This window comes from Mesorhizobium sp. CA6 (assembly GCF_020165035.1).
Classification (GTDB): Bacteria; Pseudomonadota; Alphaproteobacteria; order Rhizobiales; family Rhizobiaceae; genus Mesorhizobium.
In genome coordinates this window covers 134767-160744 of the sequence record NZ_JAIUHI010000002.1, presented here as the reverse complement: position 1 = coordinate 160744, position 25978 = coordinate 134767, and the positions used below count along the sequence as shown (strand labels likewise).

Annotated in this window: 20 protein-coding genes; 10 read left to right on the top strand and 10 right to left on the bottom strand. The window is 64.1% G+C overall.

All coding sequences use genetic code 11. The features are described from left to right. Positions 1 to 124 precede the first annotated feature (124 nt). The 4 genes from LB526_RS02985 to LB526_RS02970 form a co-directional block, all read right to left on the bottom strand. Entirely contained in the window at positions 125 to 2572 is a 2448-nt protein-coding gene (locus LB526_RS02985) for an FAD-dependent oxidoreductase (protein ID WP_224626034.1), read from the bottom strand. Beyond that, positions 2569 to 3750 carry a pyridoxal phosphate-dependent aminotransferase gene (locus LB526_RS02980; protein ID WP_224626033.1) on the bottom strand — a complete coding sequence of 394 codons (1182 nt, stop codon included), beginning with the start codon at positions 3748 to 3750 and terminating at the stop codon, positions 2569 to 2571. The genes LB526_RS02985 and LB526_RS02980 overlap by 4 nt, the downstream gene beginning before the upstream one ends. Further along, entirely contained in the window at positions 3750 to 6203 is a 2454-nt protein-coding gene (locus LB526_RS02975; RefSeq protein WP_224626032.1) for an FAD-dependent oxidoreductase, read from the bottom strand. The genes LB526_RS02980 and LB526_RS02975 overlap by 1 nt, the downstream gene beginning before the upstream one ends. A 98-nt stretch (positions 6204 to 6301) precedes the next feature. After that, entirely contained in the window at positions 6302 to 6889 is a 588-nt protein-coding gene (locus LB526_RS02970) for a helix-turn-helix domain-containing protein (RefSeq protein WP_224626031.1), read from the bottom strand. A 233-nt stretch (positions 6890 to 7122) separates the two neighbouring features. Here LB526_RS02970 and LB526_RS02965 point away from each other — a divergent pair, with 233 nt between their 5' ends. Continuing rightward, positions 7123 to 7827, top strand: a complete 705-nt coding sequence (locus LB526_RS02965) for a nitroreductase (RefSeq protein WP_095764905.1) — start codon at positions 7123 to 7125, stop codon at positions 7825 to 7827. 14 nt (positions 7828 to 7841) lie between these two features. On the opposite strand, the gene LB526_RS02960 is transcribed toward LB526_RS02965, so the two are convergent. From LB526_RS02960 to LB526_RS02935, 6 genes are all read right to left on the bottom strand, one after another. Next, the gene (locus LB526_RS02960) at positions 7842 to 9224 is read right to left on the bottom strand and encodes an MFS transporter (RefSeq protein ID WP_224626030.1); all 1383 of its coding nucleotides are present in this window, start codon (positions 9222 to 9224) and stop codon (positions 7842 to 7844) included. A 225-nt stretch (positions 9225 to 9449) separates the two neighbouring features. After that, complete coding sequence (gene soxG, locus LB526_RS02955; RefSeq protein ID WP_224626395.1) at positions 9450 to 10037, bottom strand: sarcosine oxidase subunit gamma family protein; 588 nt, start codon at positions 10035 to 10037, stop codon at positions 9450 to 9452. 7 nt (positions 10038 to 10044) lie between these two features. Beyond that, entirely contained in the window at positions 10045 to 13038 is a 2994-nt protein-coding gene (locus LB526_RS02950) for a sarcosine oxidase subunit alpha (RefSeq protein ID WP_224626029.1), read from the bottom strand. After that, positions 13035 to 13313, bottom strand: a complete 279-nt coding sequence (locus tag LB526_RS02945; protein WP_095764908.1) for a sarcosine oxidase subunit delta — start codon at positions 13311 to 13313, stop codon at positions 13035 to 13037. The genes LB526_RS02950 and LB526_RS02945 overlap by 4 nt, the downstream gene beginning before the upstream one ends. 14 nt (positions 13314 to 13327) lie before the next feature. Next, positions 13328 to 14587, bottom strand: coding sequence for a sarcosine oxidase subunit beta (locus LB526_RS02940; protein ID WP_140840020.1), 1260 nt, complete (start codon positions 14585 to 14587; stop codon positions 13328 to 13330). A 34-nt stretch (positions 14588 to 14621) separates the two neighbouring features. Continuing rightward, positions 14622 to 14783 (bottom strand): hypothetical protein, encoded by a 162-nt coding sequence (locus tag LB526_RS02935; RefSeq protein WP_224626027.1) that lies wholly within the window; start codon positions 14781 to 14783, stop codon positions 14622 to 14624. Between LB526_RS02935 and LB526_RS02930 the strand changes: the two genes are divergently transcribed. The 9 genes from LB526_RS02930 (at position 14782) to LB526_RS02890 (ending at position 25849) form a co-directional block, all read left to right on the top strand. Then, positions 14782 to 17271, top strand: coding sequence for a mechanosensitive ion channel family protein (locus LB526_RS02930; protein WP_224626026.1), 2490 nt, complete (start codon positions 14782 to 14784; stop codon positions 17269 to 17271). The two genes, LB526_RS02935 and LB526_RS02930, sit on opposite strands and share 2 nt — an antisense overlap. 191 nt (positions 17272 to 17462) lie before the next feature. Next, positions 17463 to 17726, top strand: coding sequence for a hypothetical protein (locus LB526_RS02925; RefSeq protein ID WP_095764911.1), 264 nt, complete (start codon positions 17463 to 17465; stop codon positions 17724 to 17726). Positions 17727 to 17986: 260 nt separating this feature from the next. Beyond that, entirely contained in the window at positions 17987 to 19420 is a 1434-nt protein-coding gene (locus LB526_RS02920; protein ID WP_224626025.1) for a UbiA family prenyltransferase, read from the top strand. After that, positions 19420 to 20772, top strand: coding sequence for an FAD-dependent oxidoreductase (locus tag LB526_RS02915; protein WP_224626024.1), 1353 nt, complete (start codon positions 19420 to 19422; stop codon positions 20770 to 20772). The genes LB526_RS02920 and LB526_RS02915 overlap by 1 nt, the downstream gene beginning before the upstream one ends. A 124-nt stretch (positions 20773 to 20896) precedes the next feature. Next, positions 20897 to 21346 carry an EamA family transporter gene (locus LB526_RS02910; RefSeq protein ID WP_224601881.1) on the top strand — a complete coding sequence of 150 codons (450 nt, stop codon included), beginning with the start codon at positions 20897 to 20899 and terminating at the stop codon, positions 21344 to 21346. Further along, positions 21343 to 22350 carry an NAD-dependent epimerase/dehydratase family protein gene (locus LB526_RS02905; protein WP_224626023.1) on the top strand — a complete coding sequence of 336 codons (1008 nt, stop codon included), beginning with the start codon at positions 21343 to 21345 and terminating at the stop codon, positions 22348 to 22350. Before LB526_RS02910 ends, LB526_RS02905 begins: the two co-directional genes overlap by 4 nt. Before the next feature lie 23 nt (positions 22351 to 22373). Beyond that, a complete protein-coding gene (locus tag LB526_RS02900) occupies positions 22374 to 23849 on the top strand; it encodes an aspartate aminotransferase family protein (RefSeq protein ID WP_224626022.1) in 1476 nt (491 codons plus the stop codon). A 12-nt stretch (positions 23850 to 23861) separates the two neighbouring features. Next, positions 23862 to 25094: a hypothetical protein gene (locus LB526_RS02895; RefSeq protein ID WP_224626021.1), complete on the top strand. Its 1233-nt coding sequence runs from the start codon at positions 23862 to 23864 to the stop codon at positions 25092 to 25094. Beyond that, positions 25091 to 25849, top strand: a complete 759-nt coding sequence (locus tag LB526_RS02890; RefSeq protein ID WP_224626020.1) for an FkbM family methyltransferase — start codon at positions 25091 to 25093, stop codon at positions 25847 to 25849. Before LB526_RS02895 ends, LB526_RS02890 begins: the two co-directional genes overlap by 4 nt. Positions 25850 to 25978: the final 129 nt, after the last annotated feature.

The window sequence follows — 25978 nt, the reverse complement described above, 5'->3', positions numbered from 1 at the left end:
GAAGGCGACGGATGAGGGGTGCTCCAGTGAACGCCGACGCCACACTCCGCTGGAACACCCCTCATCCGTCTCGGCGCTGCGCGCCGATCCACCTTCTCCCACAAGGGGAGAAGGGCAGACCGCGCTACATCCTCACCCGTTCCGCCTTGGGATCATACATTGGCTTCAGCGATGCCTCCGCGGCGAAGCGCTCGCCGGCGATTTCTATCTCGTAGGATGAGCCCAGCACATCCGCCTCGCTCTCGCCTTGGCAGGGCACATAGCCAAGCCCGATCGCGCCGCCGAGATGGTGGCCGTAATTGCCTGATGTGATCGGGCCGACGATCTTGCCGTCGCGCAGGATAGCCTCATTGTGGAAGAGCAGCGGCTGCGGGTCCTTCAAGCGGAACTGTACCAGCCGGCGTGACAGGCCGGCTTCCTTCTTCCTGAGCACAGCGTCGCGGCCGATGAAGCCGGATTTGCTCGTCTTCACCGCAAAGCCCAGGCCCGCCTCCAGCACATTGTCCTCGTCGGTGATGTCGTGACCGAAATGGCGGAAGGCCTTCTCGATGCGGCAGGAATCGAGCGTATGCAGGCCGCAGAGCTTCAGGCCGACATCGGCGCCGGCTTCGGCGATCACCTCGAAAACATGGCCCGCTTGCTCGGTCGATACATAGAGTTCCCAGCCGAGCTCGCCGACATAGGTGACGCGGTGGGCGCGGGCGAGACCCATGCCGATCTCGATCTCCTGGAAGGTGCCGAATGGATTGGCCTCGTTGGAAAAATCGTTCGGGCTGACCTTCTGGATCAGTTTTCGCGCCTCCGGACCCATGACGCAGATCACGGCTTCGGCGGCGGTGACGTCGGTGATGACGACGAACTCGTCGGCGACATGCTTGCGCAGCCAAGCAAGATCGCGCTGCAGCGTGGCGCCCGGCACGACCAGGAAATAGGCCGTTTCCGAAAGCCGCGTCACGGTTAGGTCGCTCTCGATGCCGCCGCGCTGGTTGAGCATCTGCGTGTAGACGATCTTGCCCGGCGCGACGTCCATGTCGTTGGCGCAGAGCCGCTGCAGGAAGGCGCAGGCATCGCGACCTTCGACGCGGATCTTGCCGAAGGAGGTCATGTCGAACAGGCCGACGCTGTTGCGCACCGCGAGATGTTCCTCGCGCTGGTTGTCGAACCAGTTCTGCCGCTTCCAGGAATAGCGGTATTCGCGCTCCTGGCCTTCGCGCGCGAACCAGTTGGCGCGCTCCCAGCCCGCCACTTCGCCGAAGACGGCGCCGCGCGCCTTCAGGTGCTCGTGCAAAGGCGAGCGGCGCACGCCGCGCGAGGTCGCCATCTGGCGATAGGGGAAATGGTCGGCATAGAGCAGGCCGAGCGTTTCGGAGACGCGCTCCTTGAGGTAGCGGCGGTTCTTCTGGAAAGGCTGGGCGCGGCGGATATCGACCTCCCACAGGTCGAAGGGCGCCTCGCCGTCATTGATCCATTGCGCCAGCGCCATGCCGGCGCCGCCGGAGGAGACGATACCGATCGAGTTATAGCCGGTCGCCATCCAGTAGCCGGAAAGCTCGGGCGCCTCGCCGAGATAGTAGCGGTCGTCCGGCGTGAAACTCTCCGGGCCGTTGAAGAAGGTGTGGATGCCGGCGGTGCCCAGCATCGGCATGCGGTTGACGCCCATTTCGAGGATGGGCTCGAAATGGTCCATGTCCTCGGGCAACTGGTCGAAGCAGAAATCCTCGCGGATGCCGTCCATGCCCCAGGGCTTTGCCACCGGCTCGAAGGCGCCGAGCATCATCTTGCCGGCGTCCTCCTTGTAGTAGGCGCACTCGTCCGGGATACGGAGCACCGGCAGGCGGGAGAGGCCGGGGATCGGCTCGGTCACGAGATAGAAATGCTCGCAGGCATGCAGCGGGATGGTAACGCCGTTCTGCCGACCCAACTCGCGCGCCCACATGCCGGCGCAGTTGACCACGATGTCTGTCTCGATCGTGCCTTGCTCCTCGCCCTGCGTCCAGGAGACGCCGGACACGCGACCGTTCATCGTGTGAACCTTGGTGACCTTCACATTCTCGATGATCGTCGCACCGCGCTGGCGCGCGCCCTTGGCCAGCGCCATGGCGATGTTGGCGGGATCGCACTGGCCGTCGAGCGGCAGATGCACGGCGCCGACCACATCCGAGACGTTGAGATGCGGGTACATCTCCTTGACCTCGCGCGGCGAAATCTCGCGCACGTCGACATCGAAGGCGCGGGCAAGCGACGCCTGCCTATAGATCTCGTGCTTGCGCTCCTCGGTCAGCGCGACAGTGATCGAGCCGACCTGGCGCATGCCGGTGCCGACATCGGTCTCAGCCTCGAGCTTGACGTAGAGATCGGCCGAATATTTCGCCAGCCGCGTCATGTTCTGGGAGCCGCGCAACTGGCCGATCAGCCCGGCCGCATGCCAGGTGGTGCCTGAGGTGAGCTGCTTGCGCTCCAAGAGCACGATGTCGGTCCAGCCGAGCTTGGCCAGATGATAGGCGACCGAGCAGCCGGAGACGCCGCCGCCGATGATTACCGCGCGGGCTTTGGCCGGGATGGTCTTGGTCATGCGGCCTCGCGGCGATAGTTGGAAGCGAAGCGGCGAACGCGAAGCGCTGCTTCCTTGAGGACGGGTTCGGGCTGGCAGAGGCTGATGCGGATGTGGCCGGCGGCGGCTTCGCCGAAGCTCGATCCGGGCATCACGCCGACCTTTTCCTCGTCGAGCAGCGCCCAGGCGAATTTCTCGTCGTCGGGTTCGACCGCGGAGACATCGAGCATGATGTACATGCCGCCTTCGGAGCCGCGCACGGTGACTTCATTGGCTCCGCGTATGGCATCGAGGAAGATCGCGCGCCGCGCGGCGTAACGCTCGGCGATATCCTTCACGCCATAGTGGTTTTCAAGCGCCTCGGCGCAAGCGATGGAGATGAAGGCTGGCAGGCCGTAGGTCGTGACCAGATTGAGGTCGGTCATCAGCGCGATCATCGCTTTCGGCCCGGTCAGCCAGCCCATGCGCCAGCCGGTCATGCCGTGGCTCTTCGACATGGAGTTGATGACCAGGGTGCGCTCGGCCATACCGGGCAGCGAGCGCGGCGAGATGTGCTCGCCGCCGCCGAGCGTCCAGTAGACCTCGTCCGACAGCAGCCAGAGATCGTGCTCCTTGCAGATTTCGGCCAGCTGCTCGAGCCGTTCGCGCGAATAGACGGCACCGGTCGGATTGTTCGGCGTGTTGATCAGGATGGCGCGGGTGTTGGGTTGAAGCGCGGCGCGGATCATCTCCGCGCGGGGTTGAAACCCATCTTCGGCCGGCGTCTCGACCACCGTGAAGCTGGCGCCCGCGGCGCTGAAGGTGTTGGGGTAGGTGGCGTAGTAAGGCGCGACGACAATGGCGTGGTCGCCCGGGTCGAGCACGCCCTGCACGGCGGCGTAAAGCGCTGCCTGGCCGCCAGGCGTGGCGATGACCTCGTCGGGTTCCGTGAGGATGCCGGCGCAAACGGTCGCGGCGGCGGCCATCGCCTTGCGCAGGCGCGGCAGGCCGGGCAGCGGCGTGTAGTGATGGTTGCTGCCGCGCACGGCGCTCACGCAGGCCTCGATGGTTTCCGATGGCGTGTCGAAATCATGGTCGCCGACCGAGAGCACAATGATGTCTTCGCCGGCCTGCTTGCGATTCCAGGCGGCGAAATGGACCTCCCAGCCGTCCTTGCCGGAAGGCACGATACCGGTAATGCGTTTTGATGGCTTCGGCATCAGGCTCTCAACCTCTCATTCTTCGGATCCCACAGCGGCTCGTCGTTCTGGACGATGGCTTTGAAGCGATCGCCAAAAATCTCGACCTCGACCGCCGTGCCCGGCTCCGTGAGATCCGTGCGCAGCATGCCGAGCGCGATCGACTTGCCGACGCGGTGGCCCCAGCCGCCCGACGTCGTCTCGCCGACGATCGTGCCCTCATGCCAGAGCGTCGACATATAGGGTGCGTCGCAGTCGCCGGGGTTCTCGACAACCAAAGTGACGAAGCGCTTCTTCACGCCCTGCTGCTTCTCGTTGAGGAGAGCCGCCTTGCCGCGGAAGTCTGGCTTGTCCCATTTGACGAAGCGCTCCAGGCCGCCCTGCAGGATCGAATAGTCGGTCGACAGATCGCCCTTCCAGGTGCGGTAGCCTTTTTCCAGCCGCAGCGAATCCAGCGCATACATGCCGAAGGGTTTCAGCCCGTGCTTCCGGCCGGCGGCCCAGACGGCGTCGAAGACGGTCGCCGTGTCCGCGACCTTGGTGTGGATCTCCCAGCCGAGCTCGCCGGCGAAGGAGACGCGCACCAGCTTCGCCCAGCGCCCGGCAATGGTCGTTTCCTGATGCGTCAGCCAGGGCAGCGTCAGGTCGGCGTCGCAGACTTCGGCAAGGATCTTGCGCGAGTTCGGGCCGGCAAGGATTTGCGTTGAGTATTCCTCCGTCCGGTCCGTCAGCGTGAAGGCCGCGTCGGCGGGCATGCGCGACTTCAGCCATTCGAAATCATGCCACTGCGCGACAGCCGCAGTGATCAGCGTCATCTGGTCTTCGCCATGACGCACCACCGACATCTCGGTGACGATGCGGCCCTTGTCATCGGCGAAATAGACCAGGCCGATGCGGCCCGGTTTCGGCACCAGGCCGGTGACCTGCAGCGCCAGCCATTCGGCCGCGCCAGGGCCTTCGAGATTGAAGCGCGAGAAGCCGGGCAGGTCGAGGATACCGGCGGCGTCGCGCACGGCAAGGCATTCCTCGCGCACGCGCTGCTGCCACGGGCCGTCGCGGCGGAAGGTGAGGGTAGACTCTTCGGAAGTATCATCGCCGGGTTGTGCGTACCAAGTCGCGCGCTCCCAGCCATTATAGGCGTCGAACTGGCCGCCCAGCGCCTTGATGCGATCATGCAGCGGCGACAGCTTACGGTTGCGCCCCTCCGGCCAGGCATGGCGCGGGAACTGGATGGCGTATTCGTTGCCGTAGATCTCCATGCCCTTGGCGACGCAATAGTCGGGCGCCGAGGCGAAGCTGGTGAAACGGCGCGGATCGCAGGACCACATATCCCATTCGGTCTGGCCTTCGGTGACCCATTCGGCCAGCACCTTGCCGGCGCCGCCGCCTTGCGCGATGCCGAAGGTGAAGACGCAGGCCTCGAAGGCGTTCGGCACGCCGGGCATCGGCCCGATCAGCGGATTGCCGTCCGGCGCGTAAGGAATCGGGCCGTTGATCACCTTGGAGAGGCCGGCGGTGCCGAGGATCGGCACGCGGGCGACGGCGTCGGCCAGGTAATGCTCGAGGCGGTCGAGATCGTCGGGGAAGAGCTGGAAGGAGAAATCCTCCGGCATCGGATCGTTGTGGGTCGCCCAATGCGCGCGGCAATTGCGCTCATAGGGGCCGAGATTCATGCCGCTCTTTTCCTGGCGCAAGTAATAGGACGTGTCGACGTCGCGCAGCAGCGGCAGCTTGTGGCCCTGTTCCTTCGTCCACGCGGCAAGCTCGGGGATTTCCTCGAACAATATGTACTGATGACTCATCACCATCATCGGCACGTCGCGCCCAAACATCTTGCCGACTTCGGCGGCGCGGTAGCCGGCCGCATTGATGACGATCTCGCAGCGGATCTCGCCTTGCGGGGTGGCGATCACCCATTCGTCGTTCTCGCGGCGCACGCCGGTGACCGGGCAGAAGCGGATGATCTTGCCGCCCATGTCACGCGCGCCTTTGGCCAGCGCCTGGGTCAGCTGAGCCGGGTCGATGTCGCCGTCGCTCGGATCATAGAGCGCGCCCTTCAACTCATGCGTCTCGATGAAGGGGTAGCGGCGCTTGATCTCGTCGAGGCCGACGACGTCGATATCCATTCCCTGGTAGCGGCCCATGCCCTTGGCGCGCTGAAATTCCTGCATGCGCTCCTTGGTATGGGCGAGCCGGAGCGAGCCGGTTACATGGTAGTTCATCGGATAGTCGACCGCTTCGGCCAGACCCCGGTAAAGCTCGGTCGAGTAGCGCTGCATGGTCATCAGCGACCAGGACGAGGAGAAGGTCGGCACGTTGCCGGCGGCATGCCAGGTCGAGCCCGAGGTCAGCTCGTTTTTTTCCAGGAGCACGCAATCGGTCCAGCCCGCCTTGCAGAGGTGATAGAGCGATGAGCAGCCGACGACACCGCCTCCGATGATCACCACGCGTGCCGTGGTCGGCAAACCGGCCATTTCTTCCTCCAGAGTCTCAGCGCTTCGCGCTTCGATTTTTGTTTTTGATGCATGTCGTTATCCCAAAACCGCTTCGCACTTTTGGTTGACATGCATTGTCAGTATACCGGTGGCGAAACCACCCAGATGACCACTGCCGGCTCGGCGCCGGGATTGCGCCAGCGGAACGGCTTGCCCTCGAAGCGGAACGAGTCACCTTCGCCGAGACGATGCCAGACGCCGTCGATCTCGATCTCGAATGTGCCCGACGCGACATAGCCCGCTTCTTCCGTCGGGCGCCGCGCTTCCGTCTTCAGCTCCGCGCCCGGCGCGAAGACCGAGCGCAGCATCTCGAAGCTACCGCCGAGATCGGGCGACAGAAGCTCCTCCACCAGGCCGGATTCACTTGTGCCAAGCGAACGGCGGCTGCCGGCGCGCACGACCACGCCGCGTTCCTGCTCGACAGGGACGTCATGGCTGAAGAACAGGCTGATCGGGACATCGAAGAGGCTGGCGAATGCCCGCAAGTCACCCAGCGAGGGAACCGAGAGGCCGCGCTCGACCTGGCTGACCCAGCCGACCGACCGGCCGAGCTTGAGGGCAATCTCGGCCAGTGTGAGGCCGCGCGCCTTGCGAAGCGCACGGATGTCGCCGGCCAGCAGCCGGTCGCCATTATCCTGCTCCGATCTGGCAGTAGTCGAGCTCAAGCGTATCTCGTGAAAAAATCCGTGTAAATTTCATGAAGCGGTAAAGTCATGAAAAAATCAAGGGGATTTTCATAACCCGCAAGATTTACTTGCGCGATTTTTGAGGTTGAGGCAAAGCCACGCCCACGAACGGCGAGTGGGGACGTCCGGTCGGGGACCAAATCAGTTTTAGTGTCTGCGGATGGTCGCCGTGGAACCGGTTGCGGTTCCGGCCATGCGTGAAGGGACGGCCCATGCTGGAGAAGAATAGCCGAATCGCCATGGACGCGGCGATCGTCGACGATGCGATCCTGTCGCGCCGGTCGGTGCGCGCGTTTCTGCCCGATATGGTCGATGACGACACGATCCGCGCGATCCTGGCGGTCGCCGCGCGCGCGCCGTCGGGCACCAACATGCAGCCCTGGCGCGTCTATGTGACCAAAGGCGAGGTCAAGCAGCGCATCAGCGATGCTATCCTCAATTCCGGGATCCGTGCCGAAAAGGCGGAGTGGGACGAGTACCGCTACTATCCCGACCAGTTCTTCGAACCATATCTCACCCGCCGCCGCGCCAACGGCTTCGGGCTCTATGGCGTGCTGGGCATCGGCCGCCGCGAGGTCGACAGGATGCGCGCCCAACACGACCGCAATTTCATTTTCTTCGACGCTCCGGTCGGCATGATCTTTACGATCGACCGGAGGCTGAACCAAGGGTCGTGGATCGACTACGGCATGTTCCTGCAGAACATCATGGTCGCGGCACGGGGCAGGGGACTGCATACCTGTCCGCAGGCGGCCTTCGCGCCCTATCATCGCCAGATCAGGCCGGTGCTCGATATTCCCGACGAAGAGATCGTCGTCTGCGGCATGGCGCTGGGCTACGAGGACACATCCAAGCCGGAGAACGAGTTTCGCACCGACCGCGCGCCGCTCGAGGACTGGGTGACGTTCGCGAAGTAGCGTCGGCTGAGGCGTCAGTCGGTGCTCATATGCGCGCTATGGCCGCTGACATGGGCGCCATCCTGCGGCGTCAGCCTCAGATAGGCCGACAGCGCGCAAAAGGTGATCAATCCTTCGATGACGAACAGGATGCGGTAGTCATTGATGCCGGCCTTGCCGCCGCCGGCAAGCAGCGACAGCAGCGCGGCCGCGAGGCCGACGCTGATCGCCACCGCCAGCTGCCACAGGATGTAATAGAGCGCGCTGAAGCGCGCGAGCTGCTCCGGCGCGATGTCCGAATAGGAGAGATTGCCGGTCGAGGCCCATTGCACGGAGCGGAAGACGCCGAAGGCGAAAATATAGGCAAGCACGATCCAGGCCGGCAGGCTCTCCTGCATCAGGGCGAAGCCCGCGACCAGCAAAGCGACGATCGGCGTATTGGTGACCAGCACGCGCTTGAAGCCGAAACGGTTCAAAAGGCGCGGCATGAAGAAGCGCATGATCAACGACCCAATCGCGGCGACGAAGGTCAGCGATCCCGCCTGCACGGCGCTCATGCCGAAGCCGAGCTGGAACATCAGCGGCAAGAGGAAGACCACCGAGCTCAGGCCGATCGTGTCGAGGCCGCCGCCGGTGAGGAAGGAGATGCGGAAGGTGCGGATGCGCAAGAGATTGAGGTCTAGCAGCGGATTGCGCGCGCGCAGGCAGTAGAAGGCGGCAACCGTCAGGATGACGATCGCCAAGCCGAGTTCCAGCGCCATACCGCTGGCGGCCACATCTTTCGCGGCGACCGAATCCATGCCGAAGACCAGAAGCGTCATGCCGCAGCCGACGAGCAGGAAGCCAGGCAGATCGAACGGCGTGCGCACCGGCTTGGTCGTCGTCGGAAACAGAGAGGCGGCCAGCAGTGCCGCGGTCAGCGCGATCGGGATGTTGATGTAGAAGATCCAGCGCCAGGAGACGTAAGTGGTGAGCGCGCCACCGATGAGCGGCCCGACCAGCGGTCCGGATTGGCCGGCGAGCGAAATATACATGTTGATCTTCAGCGTGCGGTCGCGCGGGAAGCTCGAAAGAATCACGACCTGACCAAGCGTGCCCATCAGCGCGCCGCCGCAGCCTTGCAGGGCGCGCGAGCCGACCAGCATCCAGATGTTTTCCGAAAGGCCGCACAAGGCCGAGGCGCCGGCGAAGACGAGCAGCGCGAAGCAATAGACGTTGCGCAGCCCAAACCGGTCGGCCAGCCAGCCACCGAGCGGCATGGTGACGATGAGGCTGGCGACATAGACGGTGATCAAAAGGCCAAGCTGGCTTGGCGGCCGGTCGAGGCTCTCGCCGATGCCGGGCAGCGCGGTGACCACGACGTTCTGGTCGAGACTGGTCATGAACACGCCGCAAGCGACGGTTGCCGGCAACAGCATCGACGGACCCTCCGCCGGAGCAAAGCGGGTCGTGGCCGTCGCCGAAGTCTCAACAGTCATGGAAGGGTATGGTCGAACGGGTTGCCTGAGCGGACGTTTGCCCTGGCAAACGCCCGTGATTCCTTACCTATCGCGCCTGCTGGCCCAGCGCTCAAGCAGCAGTTGTAGCCGTCGATAATGCCAGATGCCGCCTGACCAATGCTAAGCCAGCAACGCCCGAGCGGGCTATTGCACTTCGTAACCCACTTCCTCCGAGGCATGGCACAAGGCCTTCCAGAAGGAGCGCGCGAAGGAGCGGAAGACGTAGATGTCGAACTGGTCTGGGCCGCTGCGCTGGATCCGGGCGAAGATGTCGTGATGGTTGGTCGAACGTCCGGCGCCGAGCGGGAAGGCCGGCAAGGCGAAATCGACAGCGAAGAACTTCGCCATCACCCATTCAGCCTTCGGACCGGCGATGCGGATCGCGGTGCGGCCATGCGAAAGGTCTGTCAGCGTGCCGATGGCCGGCGTGATGGCGCCGGCGAAAGCCGCAGCCAGGCCTTCGGCCTCGTCCACCACGGTGAATTTTCCCGGCGCGAAGCCGAAGGCGGCACGCGCACCGCTGCTCGCGCCGCCGCCGGCCCCGTCGGGCAGAGCGAGACCGGTGACCTTGCCGATAATTTCGATCAGCTGCTTCTCTTCACCCGGCCAGGCGGCGAGCTGCAGGATCGTGCCCGGTCGCATCTCGGACAGAATGACATCGACGCCATGTTCGAAGTTGCCGTGCGAACCCGGATGATAATCCGGCTCGAGCGGCGATTGGCGTTCGGGCAAATGCTGCTCAGCCATGCATGCGGCTCCCGTCCGGATCGTAGAAATGGTTGGAGACGATCTCGACCGGCCCAAACCGGTTGCGCAATGGATCCGAGACGAAGGCGCGCGTTCCATGGCGCGCCTTGCCGCCCTTGACCAGCGCAAGCGCAATGTATTTGCCCAGCGCCGGCGAATAGCAGCAGGCGGTGATGTGGCCGAGCGAGTCGTGCGGATTGTCCTCGTCCAGTTCCTCGACGATATGGCCGCCGCCGTTGAGCGGCCGGTTGTCGAGGGCGATCAGGCCGACCAGCTCGAGCCGGTCGGGGGCGATCAGGCCTTCGCGGTCCATCATGGCCGAGCCGATGAAGGGCTTCTTCTTCGACAGCATCCAGTCGAGATGGAGGTCGCGCGCGGTGGTGCGGCCGTCGATCTCGGCGCCTGTGACATGGCCTTTCTCGATGCGCATCGTGCCCAGCGCCTCTAGCCCGTAGGTGACCAGGCCGAAAGGCTGGCCGGCCTCGATCAAGGCTTCCCAGACATGGCTGCCGTAGCCGGCCCCGGAATAGACCTCGAATGCCATTTCGCCGGAGAAGGACAGCCGGCAGATCATCACCGGCACGCCGGCGATGCGGCCATGGACGATACCCATGAAGGGCAGCGTAGCGTTGTCGACAGCGGTATCTTTTACGCAAGCCGCAAGGATGGCGCGCGCGTTCGGTCCGCCGATCGCCGCACCCGCCCATTCGTCGGTGACGGAGGTCACGGTGACCTTCAGCTCCGGCCAGATGACGTCGAGGAAATATTCCAGATGCTGCATCACCTTGCCGGCATTGGCCGTGGTGGTGGTCATCAGGAATTCCTGCTCGCCAAGCCGCCAAGTGGTGCCGTCGTCGAAGGCAAGCCCGTCCTCGCGCAGCATCAAGCCGTAGCGTGCCTTGCCGACGGCCAAAGTGGAGAACATGTTGGTGTAGACGCGGTCGAGGAACTCGGCCGCATCGGGTCCCTGCACGGCGATCTTGCCCAGGGTCGAGACATCGACGATGCCGGCGCTTTCGCGGGTTGCCTTGGCTTCGCGCACATAGGCCTGCTCGACCGTCTCGCCCGGAAGGCCGTAGATCATCGGCCGGTACCAGAGGCCGGCCGAATACATCCTCGCGCCATTGGCGATGTGCCAGTCATGCATCGGTGTCAGCCGCTCGGGCTTGAGGTCGCCAAAGCGCTCGGCGGCGAGCGAGCCGATCGACACCGCCGTATAGGGCGGGCGGAAGCGCGTCGTGCCGACTTCGGGGATCGGCTTGCCCAGCGCCTCGGCCATGATGGCGAGGCCCGGCACATTGGAGTTCTTGCCCTGGTCGGTCGCCATGCCCAGCGTGGTGTAGCGCTTCAGGTGCTCGACCGAGACGAAGCCTTCGCGATGCGCCAGCCGCACGTCCTCGGCGGTCACATCGTGCTGGAAATCGACGAAGCTCTTCCCCTTGGCCTTGATCTCGAAGACCGGCGCAGGATCGGGATCGCCCGGAGCCGCTTCGACGACGGGCAGGTGAGCGGATGACTCTGTCCCTCCGGCCGCCTGAAGACCGGCCGCGCGGCCCTCGGCAATGGCTTCGGCAGTCGAAAAACTGCCGGTGAAGGCGCCGGCGCCGATCCAGCGTTGCGTCGGCTTGGGCGGCAGGAAGGCTTGTCTCGCCGGATCCCACTCGGCCTTCGCGCCGGCCTGGCTGGCGAGATGGATGGTCGGCGACCAGCCGCCCGACATCAGAAGGCCGTCGGCATGGATGCTGCGTTCGTCGCCGCTCAGCGCTCCGCTCATGGCGTCGAAGCGCTGCACCTTGAGGCCAGTGAGCGCCTTGCCGCCCTCGGTCGCAACCACGGCGTGGCCGTCCAGCAGCTCGGCCTCGGCCTCGCCGGCGAGCCGGCGCATGTCGTTCGAGACGTCGGCGCGGACATCGACGATGGCAACAATGGTCGCGCCGGCCTTCTTTAACGCAACGGCCGAGCGGTAGGCGCTGTCGTTGTTGGTGAAGAGCGCGATGCGCTGTCCCGGCAGCACGCCATATTCATTGACGTAACGTTCCGCCGCATGTGCCAGCATGACGCCGGGACGGTCGTTGCCCGGAAACACCAGCGGCCGCTCGAAGGAACCGGTGGCGAGCACCACCGTGCCGGCGCGGATCGCCCAGTAGCGCTGCCGCGGCTCGCCCTTGGCCGGCGTTTCCTTATGATCGGTCACCCGTTCGAGGGCGGCCAGCGTGTTGCCGTCGTAATAGCCCCACACCGTCGTGCGCCGCAAAAGCCGCACATTGTCGTTGCCTCCGAGCTGCGCGACCGTGCGCTGGGCCCATTCGGCGGCAGGCATGCCGTCGATGGTTTCGCCCGACCAGTTGGCGGAGCCGCCAAAATGGGCTTCGAGATCGGCGAGGATGACGCGGGCACCCTGGTCGGTGGCGGCTTTCGCCGCCATCAGGCCGGCCGGACCGGAGCCGACGACCAGCACGTCGCAAAAGGCGTTCATGCGCTCGTAGCGAGACGGATCGGGAGCGGTGCCAGCCTTGCCAAGGCCGGCGGCGCGACGGATGAAATGCTCGCAGAACATCCAGAAGCGCGTGCCCTTCAGCGGGCCGATCACCGGCCCCATGAAGGTCTTGTAGTAGAAGCCGGCCGACAGGAGCTTGCCGCCGAGCTGGTTGAGGGCGCCGATATCCCAAGCGAGCGAGGGGGTACGGTTCTGGCTGACGGCTACGAGCCCGTCATAGATCTCGACCATGGTGGCGGCGATGTTGGGCTCGCGCACTTCGCCACGCAGCACCGTCACCAGCGCGTTCGGCTCTTCGACACCGGCGGCAAGCAGGCCGCGCGGGCGATGATATTTGAAGGAGCGGCCGAACAGCGTCACGCCATTGGCAAGCAGCGCCGAGGCCAGCGTGTCCCCGGCATGGCCCGTATAGGGCGCACCGTCGAAGGTGAAGCGGATGGTGCGCAGCCGGTCGATCCGGCCGCCGGTCTCTGTGCGGCGCGGGCTCACGAGCGGCTCTCCGTCTTGTGGCCGCCACGGGCGAATGCGGTGCTGAGGATTTCGTGCGTGATTGTGTTGCGCACGACCCTGAGATGCGCGCGGCAACCGCCGGAATGCTGCCAGATCTCGTTGTGGTCACCGGCCGGATTCAGCCGGTCGTAGACATAGGCGTTCCAGGCGTCGAGGTCCTGCGAGGCGGGCTGCGGCCGCTCGCGGTTGCCGTCGCCCTGGTAGGTGAATTCGATGACGTCGCGCGGGCCGCAATAGGGACAGGTGATCAGCATTTTCAATCCAACCCCTAGTGCAATCTGGGCGTCGCGCCCTGGCCTTTGTCGTCGATGACCAGGCCGCGGTAGAAACGGTCGAGCGTGAAGGGCGCGTTGAACTCATGCGGCTCGTCCTTGGCAATGGTATAGGCAAAGCACCAGCCGGAGGCTGGCGTCGCCTTGAAGCCGCCATAGCACCAGCCGCAATTGAGATACATGCCCGGCAGCGGACCGGCGGCGATGATCGGCGAGCCGTCCATCGTCATGTCGCACAACCCGCCCCAGGAGCGCAGCATGCGCACGCGCGCCAAGCCGGGAAACAGTGCCACCATCTCGCTCATCACCTCATCGACGATCGGCAGGCTGCCGCGCTGGGCGTAGCTGTTGTAGCCGTCGAGGTCGCCGCCATAGACCAGGCCGCCCTTGTCGGACTGCGAGATGTAGAAATGGCCCATGCCGAAGGTGAGAACGGTGTCGACGACGGGCTTCAGCGATTCCGAGACGAAGGCCTGCAGCACATGGCTTTCGATCGGCATGTGCGAGATGCCGGCAAGCTGCATGACGCGGCCGGTGCTGCCGGCAACCGCAAGCGCCACCTTCTTGGCGCGGATTTCGCCGCGCGTCGTCGAAACACCGGTGATGCGGTCGCCGTCGCGCAGGAAACCGGTCACCTCGCAATTCTCGATGATGTCGACGCCGCGCCGGTCGGCGCCGCGCGCATAGCCCCAGGCAACCGCGTCGTGCCGGGCCGTGCCGGCGCGCGGCTGCATCAGCCCGCCAAGGACGGGAAAGCGCGCTGACCCTGAGACATCCAGCGCCGGGACAAGCCGCTTGATACGGTCGACGCTCATCAGCTCGGCGTCGACGCCGAGATGGCGCATGGCGTTGCCGCGCCTGGCATAGTCGTCGAGCTGGGCTGGCGTGTGCGCGAGGTTCAGGCAGCCGCGCTGCGAGAACATGACGTTGTAGTTGAGGTCGTGCGAGAGATTCTCCCACAGCTTCATCGAATGTTCGTAGAAGCGGGTGTTCTGCGGCAGGAGATAGTTGGAGCGCACCGCCGTGGTGTTGCGGCCGACATTGCCGGAGCCGAGCCAGCCCTTTTCCAGCACCGCGACGTTGGTGATGCCGTGTTCCTTGGCGAGATAATAGGCGGTCGAAAGACCATGGCCGCCGCCGCCGATGACGATCACGTCATAGGAAGCCTTGGGGTCCGGCTTACGCCAGGCGGGCTTCCAATCCTTGTTGCCGGTCAGCGCGTTCTTGAGCAGCGAGAAGGCTGAATATTCCGCCATTCTTCCTATCGTCCTTATGATGCGAGGCGGCAGACTATAGAGCAGGCGGGAAGCGCAAAGCCAAGATTGCGCCATCGCTTTTCGACAGGCCGACTATCGCCGGCACGATCGCGACGGCTTGCCGCCCGATATGCCGGTCTTTATCAAGGGCGGAAATTTCGAGAATTTTTCGGCCGCGAGTCGCCAACAAAATCATGTTCTTCCGCCTGCTGCGCCTGGTTCTGGTTGTCATCGTCGCTGCCTTCGCGCAGCCGGCGCTGGACGCGTCGGCGCAGGCGATCGGCCATGGCTCGTCACAACTCATCGCCGACCAGACCAAGGCCATCCAGGACCTGACAGCCAGAACCGACGGTCTCGAGAAGAAGCTGAGCGATCCCGACCAGGACGATGCGGGGCTCGTCGACATCCGGTTGCAGCTCGAGGATATTTCGCGCGCGGCGCTGAACAGCGCCCTGGCATTCCGGCAGCGCCTCACCGACATCAACAATCGCGCAGAGGTCCTCGGCCAGCCGCCGGCGCAGGGGCAACCCCCGGAGCCGGTGATCGTGAGTAACGAGCGCAGCGCGCTCGCCACGGAAAAAGCTCAGATCAACGCGGTCGTCGCCAGCGCGCAAAACCTGTCGATCCGCGTCAACGGGCTGGTCGACAGGATCGCCGTCATGCGCAGCGAGCTTTTCCGCAGCGTCATCACCAAGCACTACGACCTGACGGACGCACTGAGCCCGCAGGCCTTTTCCGACGCGCATGACCAGTTCACGGGCCTCTACAAGGCGGTGTCGTCGTGGGCGAGCTTCGCCGTCAGGTTCAAGTTCCAGGCGATCCTCGCGGCGACGCTTATGGCGCTGGCGCTGGCGGCGGTGCTTTTGATCGGCGGCAGGCGCCTGTTCGGCCGAATATTCGAGGCCGACCCGACCGTGGAAGATCCTTCCTATCTCAGCCGGCTGTCGGTGGCGTTCTGGTCGACGCTGCTGCCGACCCTGGCGCTCGGCGTCTTCTTCGCCTCGGCCGTGTTCTTCTTCAACTATTACAATGTGCTGCGCGGCGATATCGGCACGTTCCTCAATGCCTTGCTGACGGTGATCGCCATGGTGTTCTGCGTCAACCGGCTGACCAACGCTGCACTAGAGCCGCGCCTGCCCAATTGGCGCCTGATCCCGGTCGCGACCGGTTCCGCGCGCTGGCTCGTCGGACTGACGACCGCCATGGCGCTGGTACTCGGGTTCAATTACTTCCTGTCGGTCGTCAACGAGAAGATGGGTTCGCCACTTTCGCTGACGATCGCGAGGGGCGTTGTCGCCAGCATCATCGTCGGCGTCATCCTTGTGCTGATGGGGTTACTGCGGCCGTTCAGGGCGGCCGACGGCTCATGGCGCCCCTGGCCGGCCTGGCTTCGTTTCATCGCCATCGGGCTCGGCCTGTTCACCATCGCGGCGGCGCTGCTTGGCTATATCGGCCTGGCGCTTTTCGTGTCGTTCCAGGTCGTGGTGACCGGCACGGTGCTGGTGACGGCCTATATCGGCTTCCTGTCGGCACGCGCGATCGGGGAGGAGGGCGGCTTCGCCGACACTTCGGTCGGGCGATGGCTTTCGGAAAACTCCAGCTACGAGGATACCGCCCTCGACCAGCTCGGCCTGGTGGTCAGCATCGCCATCAACCTCATGATCGTGGTGGTGTTCCTGCCGCTGATCCTGTTGATGTGGGGCTTTCAGCCCGGCGATATCGAGGCCTGGGCCTACAAGCTGGCAACCGGCGTCACGATCGGTTCGGTGACCATCTCCTTTCTCGGCATCCTCAGCGGCATCGTCGTATTCGTCATCGGCTATTTCCTGACGCGCTGGTTCCAGGGCTGGCTGGACGGATCGGTGATGGCGCGCGGCAAGGTCGATGCCGGCGTGCGCAACTCGATCCGGCTCGGCGTCGGCTATGCCGGCGTGGCGGTCGCCGGCCTGGTCGGCATCTCGGCGGCGGGCATCGATCTTTCCAATCTGGCGCTGGTTGCCGGCGCGCTTTCGCTGGGTATCGGCTTCGGCCTGCAAAACGTCGTCTCGAATTTCGTTTCGGGCCTGATCCTGCTTGCCGAGCGGCCGTTCAAGGTCGGCGACTGGATCGTGGCGGGCGACGTCAGCGGCACGGTGCGGAAGATCAGCGTGCGTGCCACCGAGATAGAGACCTTCCAGCGGCAGGCGGTGATCCTGCCCAACTCGAACCTCATCAACAATGCGGTCGGCAACTGGACGCATCGCAACAAGCTCGGGCGCATCGACATCAAGGTCGGCGTTGCCTATGGCAGCGACGTCAAACGCGTCCATGCCGTCCTGATGGATATTGCGCGCGCCCATCCGATGGTGCTGAAGAATCCCGAACCATTCGTTCTCTTCGCCAATTTCGGGGCGGCCGCGCTCGAATTCGAGATCCGCGTGTTCGTCGCCGACATCATGAACGGCAGCGTCGTCCAGAACGATATCCGCTTCGCCATCTTCGATATCTTCGAGCAGGAGCAGATCGAGATACCCTCGACGCCGCGCGCCGTGGTCGAAACCAAGAAGCACGAGGCCTGGCCGATCGACGACGACAAGATCGAAGCCGAATTCGCGGAGCGCGAGAGGCTGGAGGCGGAAGCCGCGGCCGAGCGGGAACGGCTGGCCAAGATGAAGCGCAGGGGCCGCAAGCCGGACCCCGGCTGAGGTGTGTCGACATTCGGATGAGGCCGGCCTGCAAATGGCCACACGCTGCGCTCATCCGGCGCCGAAACCGATTGTGGCATGAATGCGGCATTCAGTTGCGGTTCAGGTAACATCCCATATAAGCTTCGATGCAAAGGGCGAGAATGCCTTGCAAATTTGAACAGAGGCGGTGTGCGAACACCGGAATTGCAATGTGGAAGTCTGTCGTTGCCGCCATCGCTTTGCTGGCCCTGGGCGGTTCGGCTTTCGCCGCCAGCGCGATCAACAGGGACGCTCAGACGCGGACCCTGGTCGTGACCGAAGGCGGCGCCAAGAGCGAGCTGACGCTTGCCGCCGGCGAGACGGTGGAGTTCTGCTCGAGCGGCTGCTTCGTCACTCTGCCCAATGGTGACCTCGAAGCCCTGACCGGCTCGGAAACGGTCGAAATCTCGGGCGGCGCGGCCCGCATCAAGTAACTCTCGCCACAGAGAGTGGCGCCGCAGGATTGGCAAAGGCCGGACCGATGTCCGGCCTTTTATCGTTTCCGGTAGCCGACACTTAACGACGATGGCGAAAAACCGGCAGGACAATGCTCTGCAACCGGACGTTTTAACGTTCGCTGCGTCATGACCCGCTATATCCGACCCGAGGACGCCGGCATACGGCGTGGGTTGAGTTGGCGCGTGATCTTTCCGTGATCGGAGTTTTGGGATCCGCGCTGGATCGGGGCAGGGCAATGGACGCGAGGTCGGACAGGAACGCAATTCCGCTTGCGGTCGATCTCGACGGTACGCTGATCGCAACGGACCTTCTGTGGGAAGGCCTGTTCATCCTGCTCAAGAAGAACCCGCTCTATGTCTTTCTCCTGCTACTCTGGCTGATCGGCGGGCCGGCCCGGCTGAAGCAGGAAATCGCCGGCCGCATCGACATTGACCCGGCCTCGCTGCCTTACCGCCAGGATCTGCTTGACCGGCTGCGCGCCGAGCATCGGGAGGGTCGCAAGATCGTGCTGGCGACGGGAACGCCGCGCAAATTCGCGGAGGCGATCGCGGCGCACCTTGGCATTTTCGATCATGTGCTGGCGACCGACGGTCCGCACGACATGACCTCCGGCAGGAAAGGCGCGGCACTTGTCGCCGCCTATGGCGATGCAGGCTTCGACTATGCCGGCAACAGCCGGCACGACCTCAAAGTGTTCGATGCAGCGCGCAACGCGCTCGTGGTGGCGCCCGACCGCAGCGCCCGGCGCTGGCAGGCGGCGCATCAAGCCGATGCCATGCCCGCAGCGAGGCCGGCGCTGAGGATCTACATCAAGATGCTGCGCATGCATCAGTGGCTGAAGAACGCGCTGATCGCCGTGCCGATGGTGCTGTCGCACGAATATTTCAACCCGAACATGATCTGGGAGTGCCTGCTGGCATTCGTTTCTTTCAGCGCCGCGGCGTCCGCCATCTATATTCTCAACGATTTCTTCGACCTCGCGCTCGACCGCAAGCATCCGACCAAGCGCAACCGGCCTTTCGCCAGCGGCGCATTGTCGATCCCATTCGGTCTCGGCGCGATCGCTACGCTGCTTGCGATCGGCATCGCCGCGGGCCTCTTCCTTCCGATCGAATTCCTTGGCGTGCTTGCCGGCTATTTGGCCGTCACCACCGCCTATTCGCTGTCGTTCAAGCGCATGCTTCTGATCGATGTGCTGACGCTCGCGGGCCTCTACACGATCCGCGTGCTGGCGGGCGCGGCCGCCACCGGCGTCGACGTCTCCTTCTGGCTGCTTGCCTTCTCGATCTTCTTCTTCCTGTCGCTGGCGCTAGTGAAGCGCTTCGTCGAGTTGCGCACCACGGCCATCCCGCCCGGCGAGCGCATCGCCGGCCGCGGCTATCGTATCGAGGACCAGGAAATCGTCGCCCAGGCCGGCATGGCGTCGGCTTTCTCCTCGGCGCTGGTACTGGCACTCTATATGGACAGCCCGGCGGTGCGCGAGCTCTATCCGCATCCGTGGCTGATATGGCCGCTGGCGCCGATCGTGCTTTACCTGACGATGCGTGTCTGGATCCTCGCCCGCCGCGACGAGATGCATGACGACCCGGTCGTCTTCATCATCCGCGACTGGCGCAGCCAGATCGTCGTCGCCATCGGCGCGGTCTTCCTCGTCGCCGGAGGCTGGTGATGAGGCACGAGCGCTTCGGCAGCTTCGGACTGGCGACGCCGCCGGCGCGCAAGGCGATCCCGGCGGACGAGGCGATCGCCCTGCTTAAGCGCGGCGAGGCGAAGACCGGGTCGCTGCTCGGATACGGCAATGGCCGCTCCTACGGCGACAGTTGCCAGAACGATGCCGGCATGGTGGTCGACATGCGGCCGCTCAACCGCATCCGTTCCTTCAACGCCGAGACCGGCGTGCTCGAGGCCGATGCCGGCACGCTGCTTTGCGATATCATCGCTCATGCCGCGCCCTACGGCTTCTTTCCGGCCGTGGTTCCAGGTACCCAGTTCGTGACGCTGGGCGGCGCGATCGCCAACGACGTCCACGGCAAGAACCATCATCGGCGCGGCACCTTCGGCTGCCATGTCGAGGCTTTGACGCTGCTTCGGTCCGACGGCCGGACCTATCGCTGCTCGCAGACCGACAATATCCGACTGTTCGGGGCGACGATCGGCGGCATGGGGCTGACCGGGCTTATCCTGTCGGCATCGATCAAGCTGATGCGGGTGCCCTCGCTCGACATAGTGGAAAGGGCGACGCGGTTTCGCGATCTTGGCGAATTCTTCGATCTTGCCGAGGCTGCCGACCAGGCCAACGAATATGCCGTCGCCTGGATCGACCAGCTTGCCAGCGGACATGGGCACGGTCGCGGGCTGTTGTTCACGGGCAACCATGCCGAACACGGCTCGCACGCGGCGGCGCGCGCCGGCAGCCGGTTTTCCGTGCCGGTGCAGCCACCATTCAATGTCCTCAATCGGCCCTTCCTCACCGTCTTCAACGCGGCCTACCGCTGGAAGAAGGGCAGGTCCCAGGCTCCGCACCAAGCAGGCTATCAAGGCTTTTTCTTTCCGCTCGACGGGGTCCGCGACTGGAACCGGCTCTACGGGCCGCGCGGGCTTTTCCAGCACCAAAGCGTGGTGCCGGAGGCGAATGCGCGCCGCATCGTGCCTGTGCTGCTCGACGCGGCACAGCGGGCAGGGCAGGGATCGTTCCTGACCGTGCTCAAGCGCTTCGGCGATGTCCGCTCGCCGGCGCTGCTGTCGTTCCCGCGGCCCGGCTACACGCTGACGCTCGATTTCCCCAACCGGGGCGAAAGGACGTTGCGGCTGCTCGCCGAACTCGACCGCATCGCAGTCGAGGCGGGCGGCGCGGTGAACCCCTACAAGGACGCCCGGATGGGACCTGAGACATTCGCCGCGTCGTTCCCGCAATGGCAGCAGCTGGAGGCGCTTCGCGACCCGGCTTTCCTGTCGAGCTTCTGGATACGGACGGCAAAAAGACTGGATGCAACGAAAGGTGTTTTTGAAGCCGCAGAATAGATAAATATCAGATAAATCATGGTAAGTGAAATGTTATACCGCGATTTATTCAAAGCATCGTCGAGGCTTCACGAAATCTTTGTGGGTTTGCAATAGGACCGCCCAAAGGGGCAGGGTGGCAACAATGAAATACATAATCTTCATTCTCTTCACGGTCATGACCAATGCTGCGGCGCAACTGATGCTGAAGCAAGGCATGATGTCGATGGGGCCGATTTCCTTCGAAGGCGTCAATCCGCTCGTCAAACTGTTGCAGATCGTGTTCAGCCCCTGGGTGTTCCTCGGCCTGTGCACCTTCGTCATCTCGATGGCATCGCATCTTTATGTGCTGTCCAAGGTCGAGCTCAGCTTCGCCTATCCGTTCCTCAGCCTCGCTTATGTCGCCGTGGCGATCTTTGCCTATTTCGTCTTCCGCGAGGACCTCAATGGCTGGCGCATCGCCGGGATCGCCTGCATCTGCGTCGGCACGGTGCTGATCGCGCAAAGTGGCCGGGAAATGGGTGGGCGCGGGCATGAGGACCAGACAGCATCCATCAATCCCGACAAGATCGGCATAAGCGAGATCGTTCGATGAGACATGTGATTTTCGGCGGCGACGGCTTCGTCGGCCGCCACCTTGCCCCCAAGCTCGCCGCCGATGGCGAGACCGTCGTCGTCGCCGATATCGTCAAGAGCGACCTGCCGCATTACCGCTCCATGCGTTTCGTCACCTGCGACGTCACCGATCCGGTCTCGGTCGCGGCGGTCGGCCTCAGGACCGACGACATCGTCTACAATCTATCGGCGAAGATGCTGTCGCCGATCCAGGTGCGCGCCAAGCGGCACGATTTCTTCTTCCCGGTGAATTTCGACGGCACCGAGAATATCATCCAGGCGATGGACAAGGCCGGCGCGCAGAGGCTCGTCCACTATACGACCGACATGATCTACGGCCACACGGTTATGCTGCCGATGACCGAAGATCATCCGGTGGCGCCGCTCGGCGAGTACGGGCTGTCGAAGCTCAAGACCGAGGAGCTCGCCGCTGAATGGCGCAAGCGCGGCATGTCGATCTCGCTGTTCAGGCCGCGCCTGATCATCGGGCCCGGCCGTCTTGGCATCCTGGAAAAGCTGTTCAAGCTGATCGACTGGAATTTTCCGGTGCCGATGATCGGCTCGGGCAGGAACCCTTACCAGTTCATCTCGGTATTCGACTGCGCCGAAGCCGCCCGCGCGGCCTGGAAAGCCGGCGTGCCGAACGAGGCCTACAATCTGGGCTCCCTCAATCCGCCGCCAGTCAAAAAACTGCTCGGCGACCTGATCCGCCATGCCGGCTCCAAGTCGATCCTGCTGCCGACCCCCGGCTGGGCGGTCAAGCGCACGCTCGACCTGCTCGACTGGTTGAACATGCCGATCATGGATCCGGAACAGTATCTGATCGCCGACGAGGAATGCGTGCTCGACGTGTCCAAGGCCGAGCGCCAGCTCGGCTGGGTGCCGCAATATCGCGACGAGGACATGCTGATCGCCGCCTACAACGAATATCGCGCCAAGATGGACGGCCACGCCGTCGCCACCAGACAGGTTCCCGCCGAATAGAGCGCGAAGGGGAGATTTTTCAGATGACCGTCATGGCCAAGCCGGAACATACCGGAACGCGCACGCTGGTCGACGCGCCGGCGCTTTCGCCCACAGCAATCGCCAAGCCCGATCTGATCAGCGTCGAGCAGGCCAAGGCGATGGACGTCGCCCGCATCACCGACCTGTTCAAGGCGCATCTCAACCCTGGACAGCTGCATTTCATGAAGCTGCTCGGCTTTCACAAGGTCAAGATCGAGCACGCCGAGGGCATGTTCTATATCGACCAGAACGGCCGCAAGATCCTCGATTTCTTCGGCGGCTTCGGCTCGCTGGCCTTCGGCCACAACCATCCGCGCATTTTGGAAGCCCGCAAGAAATTCCAGGAGGAGAAGCGCCAGGAGATCGCCATCGCCTTCATGTCGCAATATGCGGCAGCTCTCGCGCACAACATCGCCAAATGCTCGCCCGGCGATCTCGACATGGTGTTCCTGGGCTCGTCGGGTTCTGAGGCCATGGAAGCGGCGGTGAAGCTCGCTGAGCGCGCCGCGGGCCCGAAGCGGCCGAAAATCGTCTATGCCGAGAATTCCTTCCACGGCAAGACCAAGGGCGTGCTGGCGATCACCGACGGCCAGCTCTACCGGGCCGATTTCAAGGTCGCCGACAATGCCGTGCGCGTTCCTTTCGCCGACATCGACGCGGTCGAGCGGCTGTTCAAGAGCGATCCGGAGATCGGCGTCATCGTGCTGGAAACCATCCAGGGCGGCGGCGGCATCATCCAGGCGCCCACGGAATACTGGCAGAAGCTGCGCGCGCTTTGCGACCGCTATGGCGTGCTGTGGGTCGCCGACGAAGTGCAGTGCGGCTATGGCCGCTCGGGCCGCTTCTATGCTTTCGAGCATTACGGCGTGGTGCCGGATGTGACGGCGCTGGCGAAGTCGCTCGGCGCCGGCAAGGCGGCGGTCGGTGCGATGATCGCCAGGCGCGACGTCTACATGAAGGCCTATGGCACGCCGAAGACAGCGATGATCCACGCCATGGCGACTTTCGGCGGCATGGGCGAGGCCTGCGTCACCGCGATCGAGGGCATCAACGTGCTCTATGACGAAGGGCTGATCGACAACGCCGCCTCGACCGGCGACTACCTTCTGCAGCGGCTGCAGGCGCTGAAGGAGAAATATCCGAAGATCATCAAGGACGTGCGCGGCAAGGGCTTCATGATCGGGCTCGAGTTCCATGATTTCTCGCAGACCCTGCCAATGGTGCTGCGCCCGCTGGTAAGCGTGCTCGACGACAAGCTGAAGGGCTCGCTGTCGGGCTTCGTCGGTTCGCTGCTGCTGCGCGACTATGACGTGCTCGTCGCCTTCACCGAATACAATCGCAACGTCATCCGGCTCGAGCCGCCGCTGATCTGCCAGCCCGAGCATGTCGACCGCTTCGTCGATGCCTTCGACAGCCTTTTGTCGCGCGGCATCGTGTCGATCGTGAAGGACTTCGTGAAAAGCCAGGTCGGTAAATAGGGGCCGCTGATAATGCTGACCAGGCCCTCCGCTCCGACCAATCCGCTGGAACGACTGACCGGCGCCGGCCTGGCGTGGGGCGAGGGGGCTTACGCGAAATGGGCCGCGTCGATCGGGGCGGTCGCCTTCTCGCTTTATATCCTGCTGACCGCCGCGACCGCCTGGTTCATGCCCGACGCCAACTGGGACATGCTGCCCTATCTCGCGATCGCCGAGGAAAGCGCCTATCCCGATCCCCAGGCGCTGCATGACTATGCCTACGGCACGGTCAAGGCCGGCATGTCGGCCGGCGATTACAAGACGCTGACGGACGACGGCGGCGGCTTCCGCAGCCATATGGCGCAGAACGCCGCCGATTTCCATTCGCTGCTCGGCATGTACCGGATCAAGTTCCTCTATGCCGAAATTCTTTCCGGCCTCAGCCATGTCGTCTCGCCGGTCGAGGCGATGCGGCTGGTGCAAGTATTCTCGGTGCTTCTGTTCGGCGCCATCACGCTCGCCTGGCTGCGCGCGGTAGGCGCGCTGGCGCTGGCGCCTGTCGTCGGCGCCTTGCTCATCATGGCCGATTTCGGCGATGCGGCGCGGGCCTCGACGCCGGACCTTCTGTGCTCGGCGCTGTTTCTTGGCGGTGTCTTCGCCTATGTGCGCAAACGCGAGGCGGCGACGGCGGTCCTGCTCTTCCTCGCATTCATGGCCAGGCCGGACAACATCGTCTTTCTCGCCATTTTCGCGGCGCTGCTCGTCGCTTTCCGTGAGAAGGCATGGGGCGCGCTGGCAGGCTTCGCGGCCTCTTTCGTCGCTTATTTCGCCATTTCGCACTGGGCCCAGCATCCCGGCTGGTGGCCGCATCTTTGGTTCTCCAGCATCGAGCAGCATTACAACATGGACGGGTTCGAGCCGCCGTTCTCGGTGACCGCCTATCTCAAGGCCTTCGCCGCCTCGGTGGTGCGCGCCATCAACGTCAACAGCTGGGTCGGCGTGTCGGTTCTGGCACTAGCGGGCTGGTACGGCTTGAGCCGCGCCGGTTTCCGGCTCGACCGCCGCGCCGGCATCCTGCTGGCGGCGCTTGTGCTGGGCGTGCTGGCGAAGTTCACCGTCTTTCCGATCCACGACAGCCGCATCTATTTCCCCAATCTTTTGCCGCCCTTCCTGCTGCTGGCCACCCCGCTGATGGCGCTGTGGGCATCGGCAAGCCAAGGCAGGCACCGCGCCGCGCTGCAGGTCATTCCCGGAGACAAGTCATGAACTCGCTTTCCAGTCTCGCGCGCGTTCTTCTGTCGCTCGGCCTTCCGGCCGGCCTGCTCGATCGCGGCCCCTCTCTGCACGGCACGAAATTCCTCGCCAAGGCGGCGCTTAAGGCACGGTTCGGCGGCAATGGCCGGCCGTTCCAGATGGTCAATGTCGGCGCCTGCGACGGCGCGCTGTTCGACGACGTGACACCTTGGCTGCACCGGATCCCCGGAGCGTGCGCGATGCTGGTCGAGCCGATCCCGTACAATCAGAAGCGGCTGCGCGCCAATTACCCGGATGCCAGCCGCTTTGTCATAGAGCCGGTGGCGGTGACCAGGACCAAGGGCACGATCACGGTCCACACCTTCGATGCCGCGGCGCTTGAAGCCGGCACGCTGCCGATCGAGTTCATCGGCTGCTCGTCGGTCACCGACACCAATCTGATGTCGGGCAAGAACGCCTGGGGCGAGGCAGACGCCAATTTCAACAAGTTCGCGCCGCATCTGAAGGATATCGAGGTGCCGTCGGAAACCTTGCAGACTTTGCTCGACCGCAATGGCATCACCCACATTGACGCTTTCCTGGTCGACTGCGAAGGCGCCGACTGGATGGTGTTCGAACAGCTTGACCTTGGCCGCTATCGTCCGGGCATGATCAAGATCGAGGTCGGCGCGCTGCCTGCGGCCGAGATTGGCCAGGTCGTGGTAAAGCTCAAGACCGCCGGCTACCAGGTCGGCTTTCAGGCCGAGGACGTCTGGGCCTTCGACTAGCCAATTCATCTCAGCGCGAGGGGTCGCGCCGTACCTGCGGCGTGTCGCAAACAGGCGGTAGCTCAATCCGCGTCCTCTGCATATTGTGCGCCATTCGAAGGGCGTGCAAGCGCGCCCGTCCATCATTCC

Excerpts from the sequence above, each read along its gene's own strand:
- LB526_RS02940 (WP_140840020.1), bottom strand. The coding sequence starts at position 14,587 with ATGGCGGAATATTCAGCCTTCTCGCTGCTCAAGAACGCGCTGACCGGC.
- LB526_RS02945 (WP_095764908.1), bottom strand. The coding sequence starts at position 13,313 with ATGCTGATCACCTGTCCCTATTGCGGCCCGCGCGACGTCATCGAATTC.
- LB526_RS02985 (WP_224626034.1), bottom strand. The coding sequence starts at position 2,572 with ATGACCAAGACCATCCCGGCCAAAGCCCGCGCGGTAATCATCGGCGGC.
- LB526_RS02910 (WP_224601881.1), top strand. The coding sequence starts at position 20,897 with ATGAAATACATAATCTTCATTCTCTTCACGGTCATGACCAATGCTGCG.
- LB526_RS02975 (WP_224626032.1), bottom strand. The coding sequence starts at position 6,203 with ATGGCCGGTTTGCCGACCACGGCACGCGTGGTGATCATCGGAGGCGGT.
- LB526_RS02900 (WP_224626022.1), top strand. The coding sequence starts at position 22,374 with ATGACCGTCATGGCCAAGCCGGAACATACCGGAACGCGCACGCTGGTC.
- LB526_RS02915 (WP_224626024.1), top strand. The coding sequence starts at position 19,420 with ATGAGGCACGAGCGCTTCGGCAGCTTCGGACTGGCGACGCCGCCGGCG.
- LB526_RS02960 (WP_224626030.1), bottom strand. The coding sequence starts at position 9,224 with ATGCTGTTGCCGGCAACCGTCGCTTGCGGCGTGTTCATGACCAGTCTC.
- LB526_RS02965 (WP_095764905.1), top strand. The coding sequence starts at position 7,123 with ATGCTGGAGAAGAATAGCCGAATCGCCATGGACGCGGCGATCGTCGAC.
- LB526_RS02905 (WP_224626023.1), top strand. The coding sequence starts at position 21,343 with ATGAGACATGTGATTTTCGGCGGCGACGGCTTCGTCGGCCGCCACCTT.
- LB526_RS02935 (WP_224626027.1), bottom strand. The coding sequence starts at position 14,783 with ATGATTTTGTTGGCGACTCGCGGCCGAAAAATTCTCGAAATTTCCGCC.
- LB526_RS02895 (WP_224626021.1), top strand. The coding sequence starts at position 23,862 with ATGCTGACCAGGCCCTCCGCTCCGACCAATCCGCTGGAACGACTGACC.
- LB526_RS02925 (WP_095764911.1), top strand. The coding sequence starts at position 17,463 with ATGTGGAAGTCTGTCGTTGCCGCCATCGCTTTGCTGGCCCTGGGCGGT.
- LB526_RS02890 (WP_224626020.1), top strand. The coding sequence starts at position 25,091 with ATGAACTCGCTTTCCAGTCTCGCGCGCGTTCTTCTGTCGCTCGGCCTT.
- LB526_RS02930 (WP_224626026.1), top strand. The coding sequence starts at position 14,782 with ATGTTCTTCCGCCTGCTGCGCCTGGTTCTGGTTGTCATCGTCGCTGCC.
- LB526_RS02920 (WP_224626025.1), top strand. The coding sequence starts at position 17,987 with ATGGACGCGAGGTCGGACAGGAACGCAATTCCGCTTGCGGTCGATCTC.
- LB526_RS02980 (WP_224626033.1), bottom strand. The coding sequence starts at position 3,750 with ATGCCGAAGCCATCAAAACGCATTACCGGTATCGTGCCTTCCGGCAAG.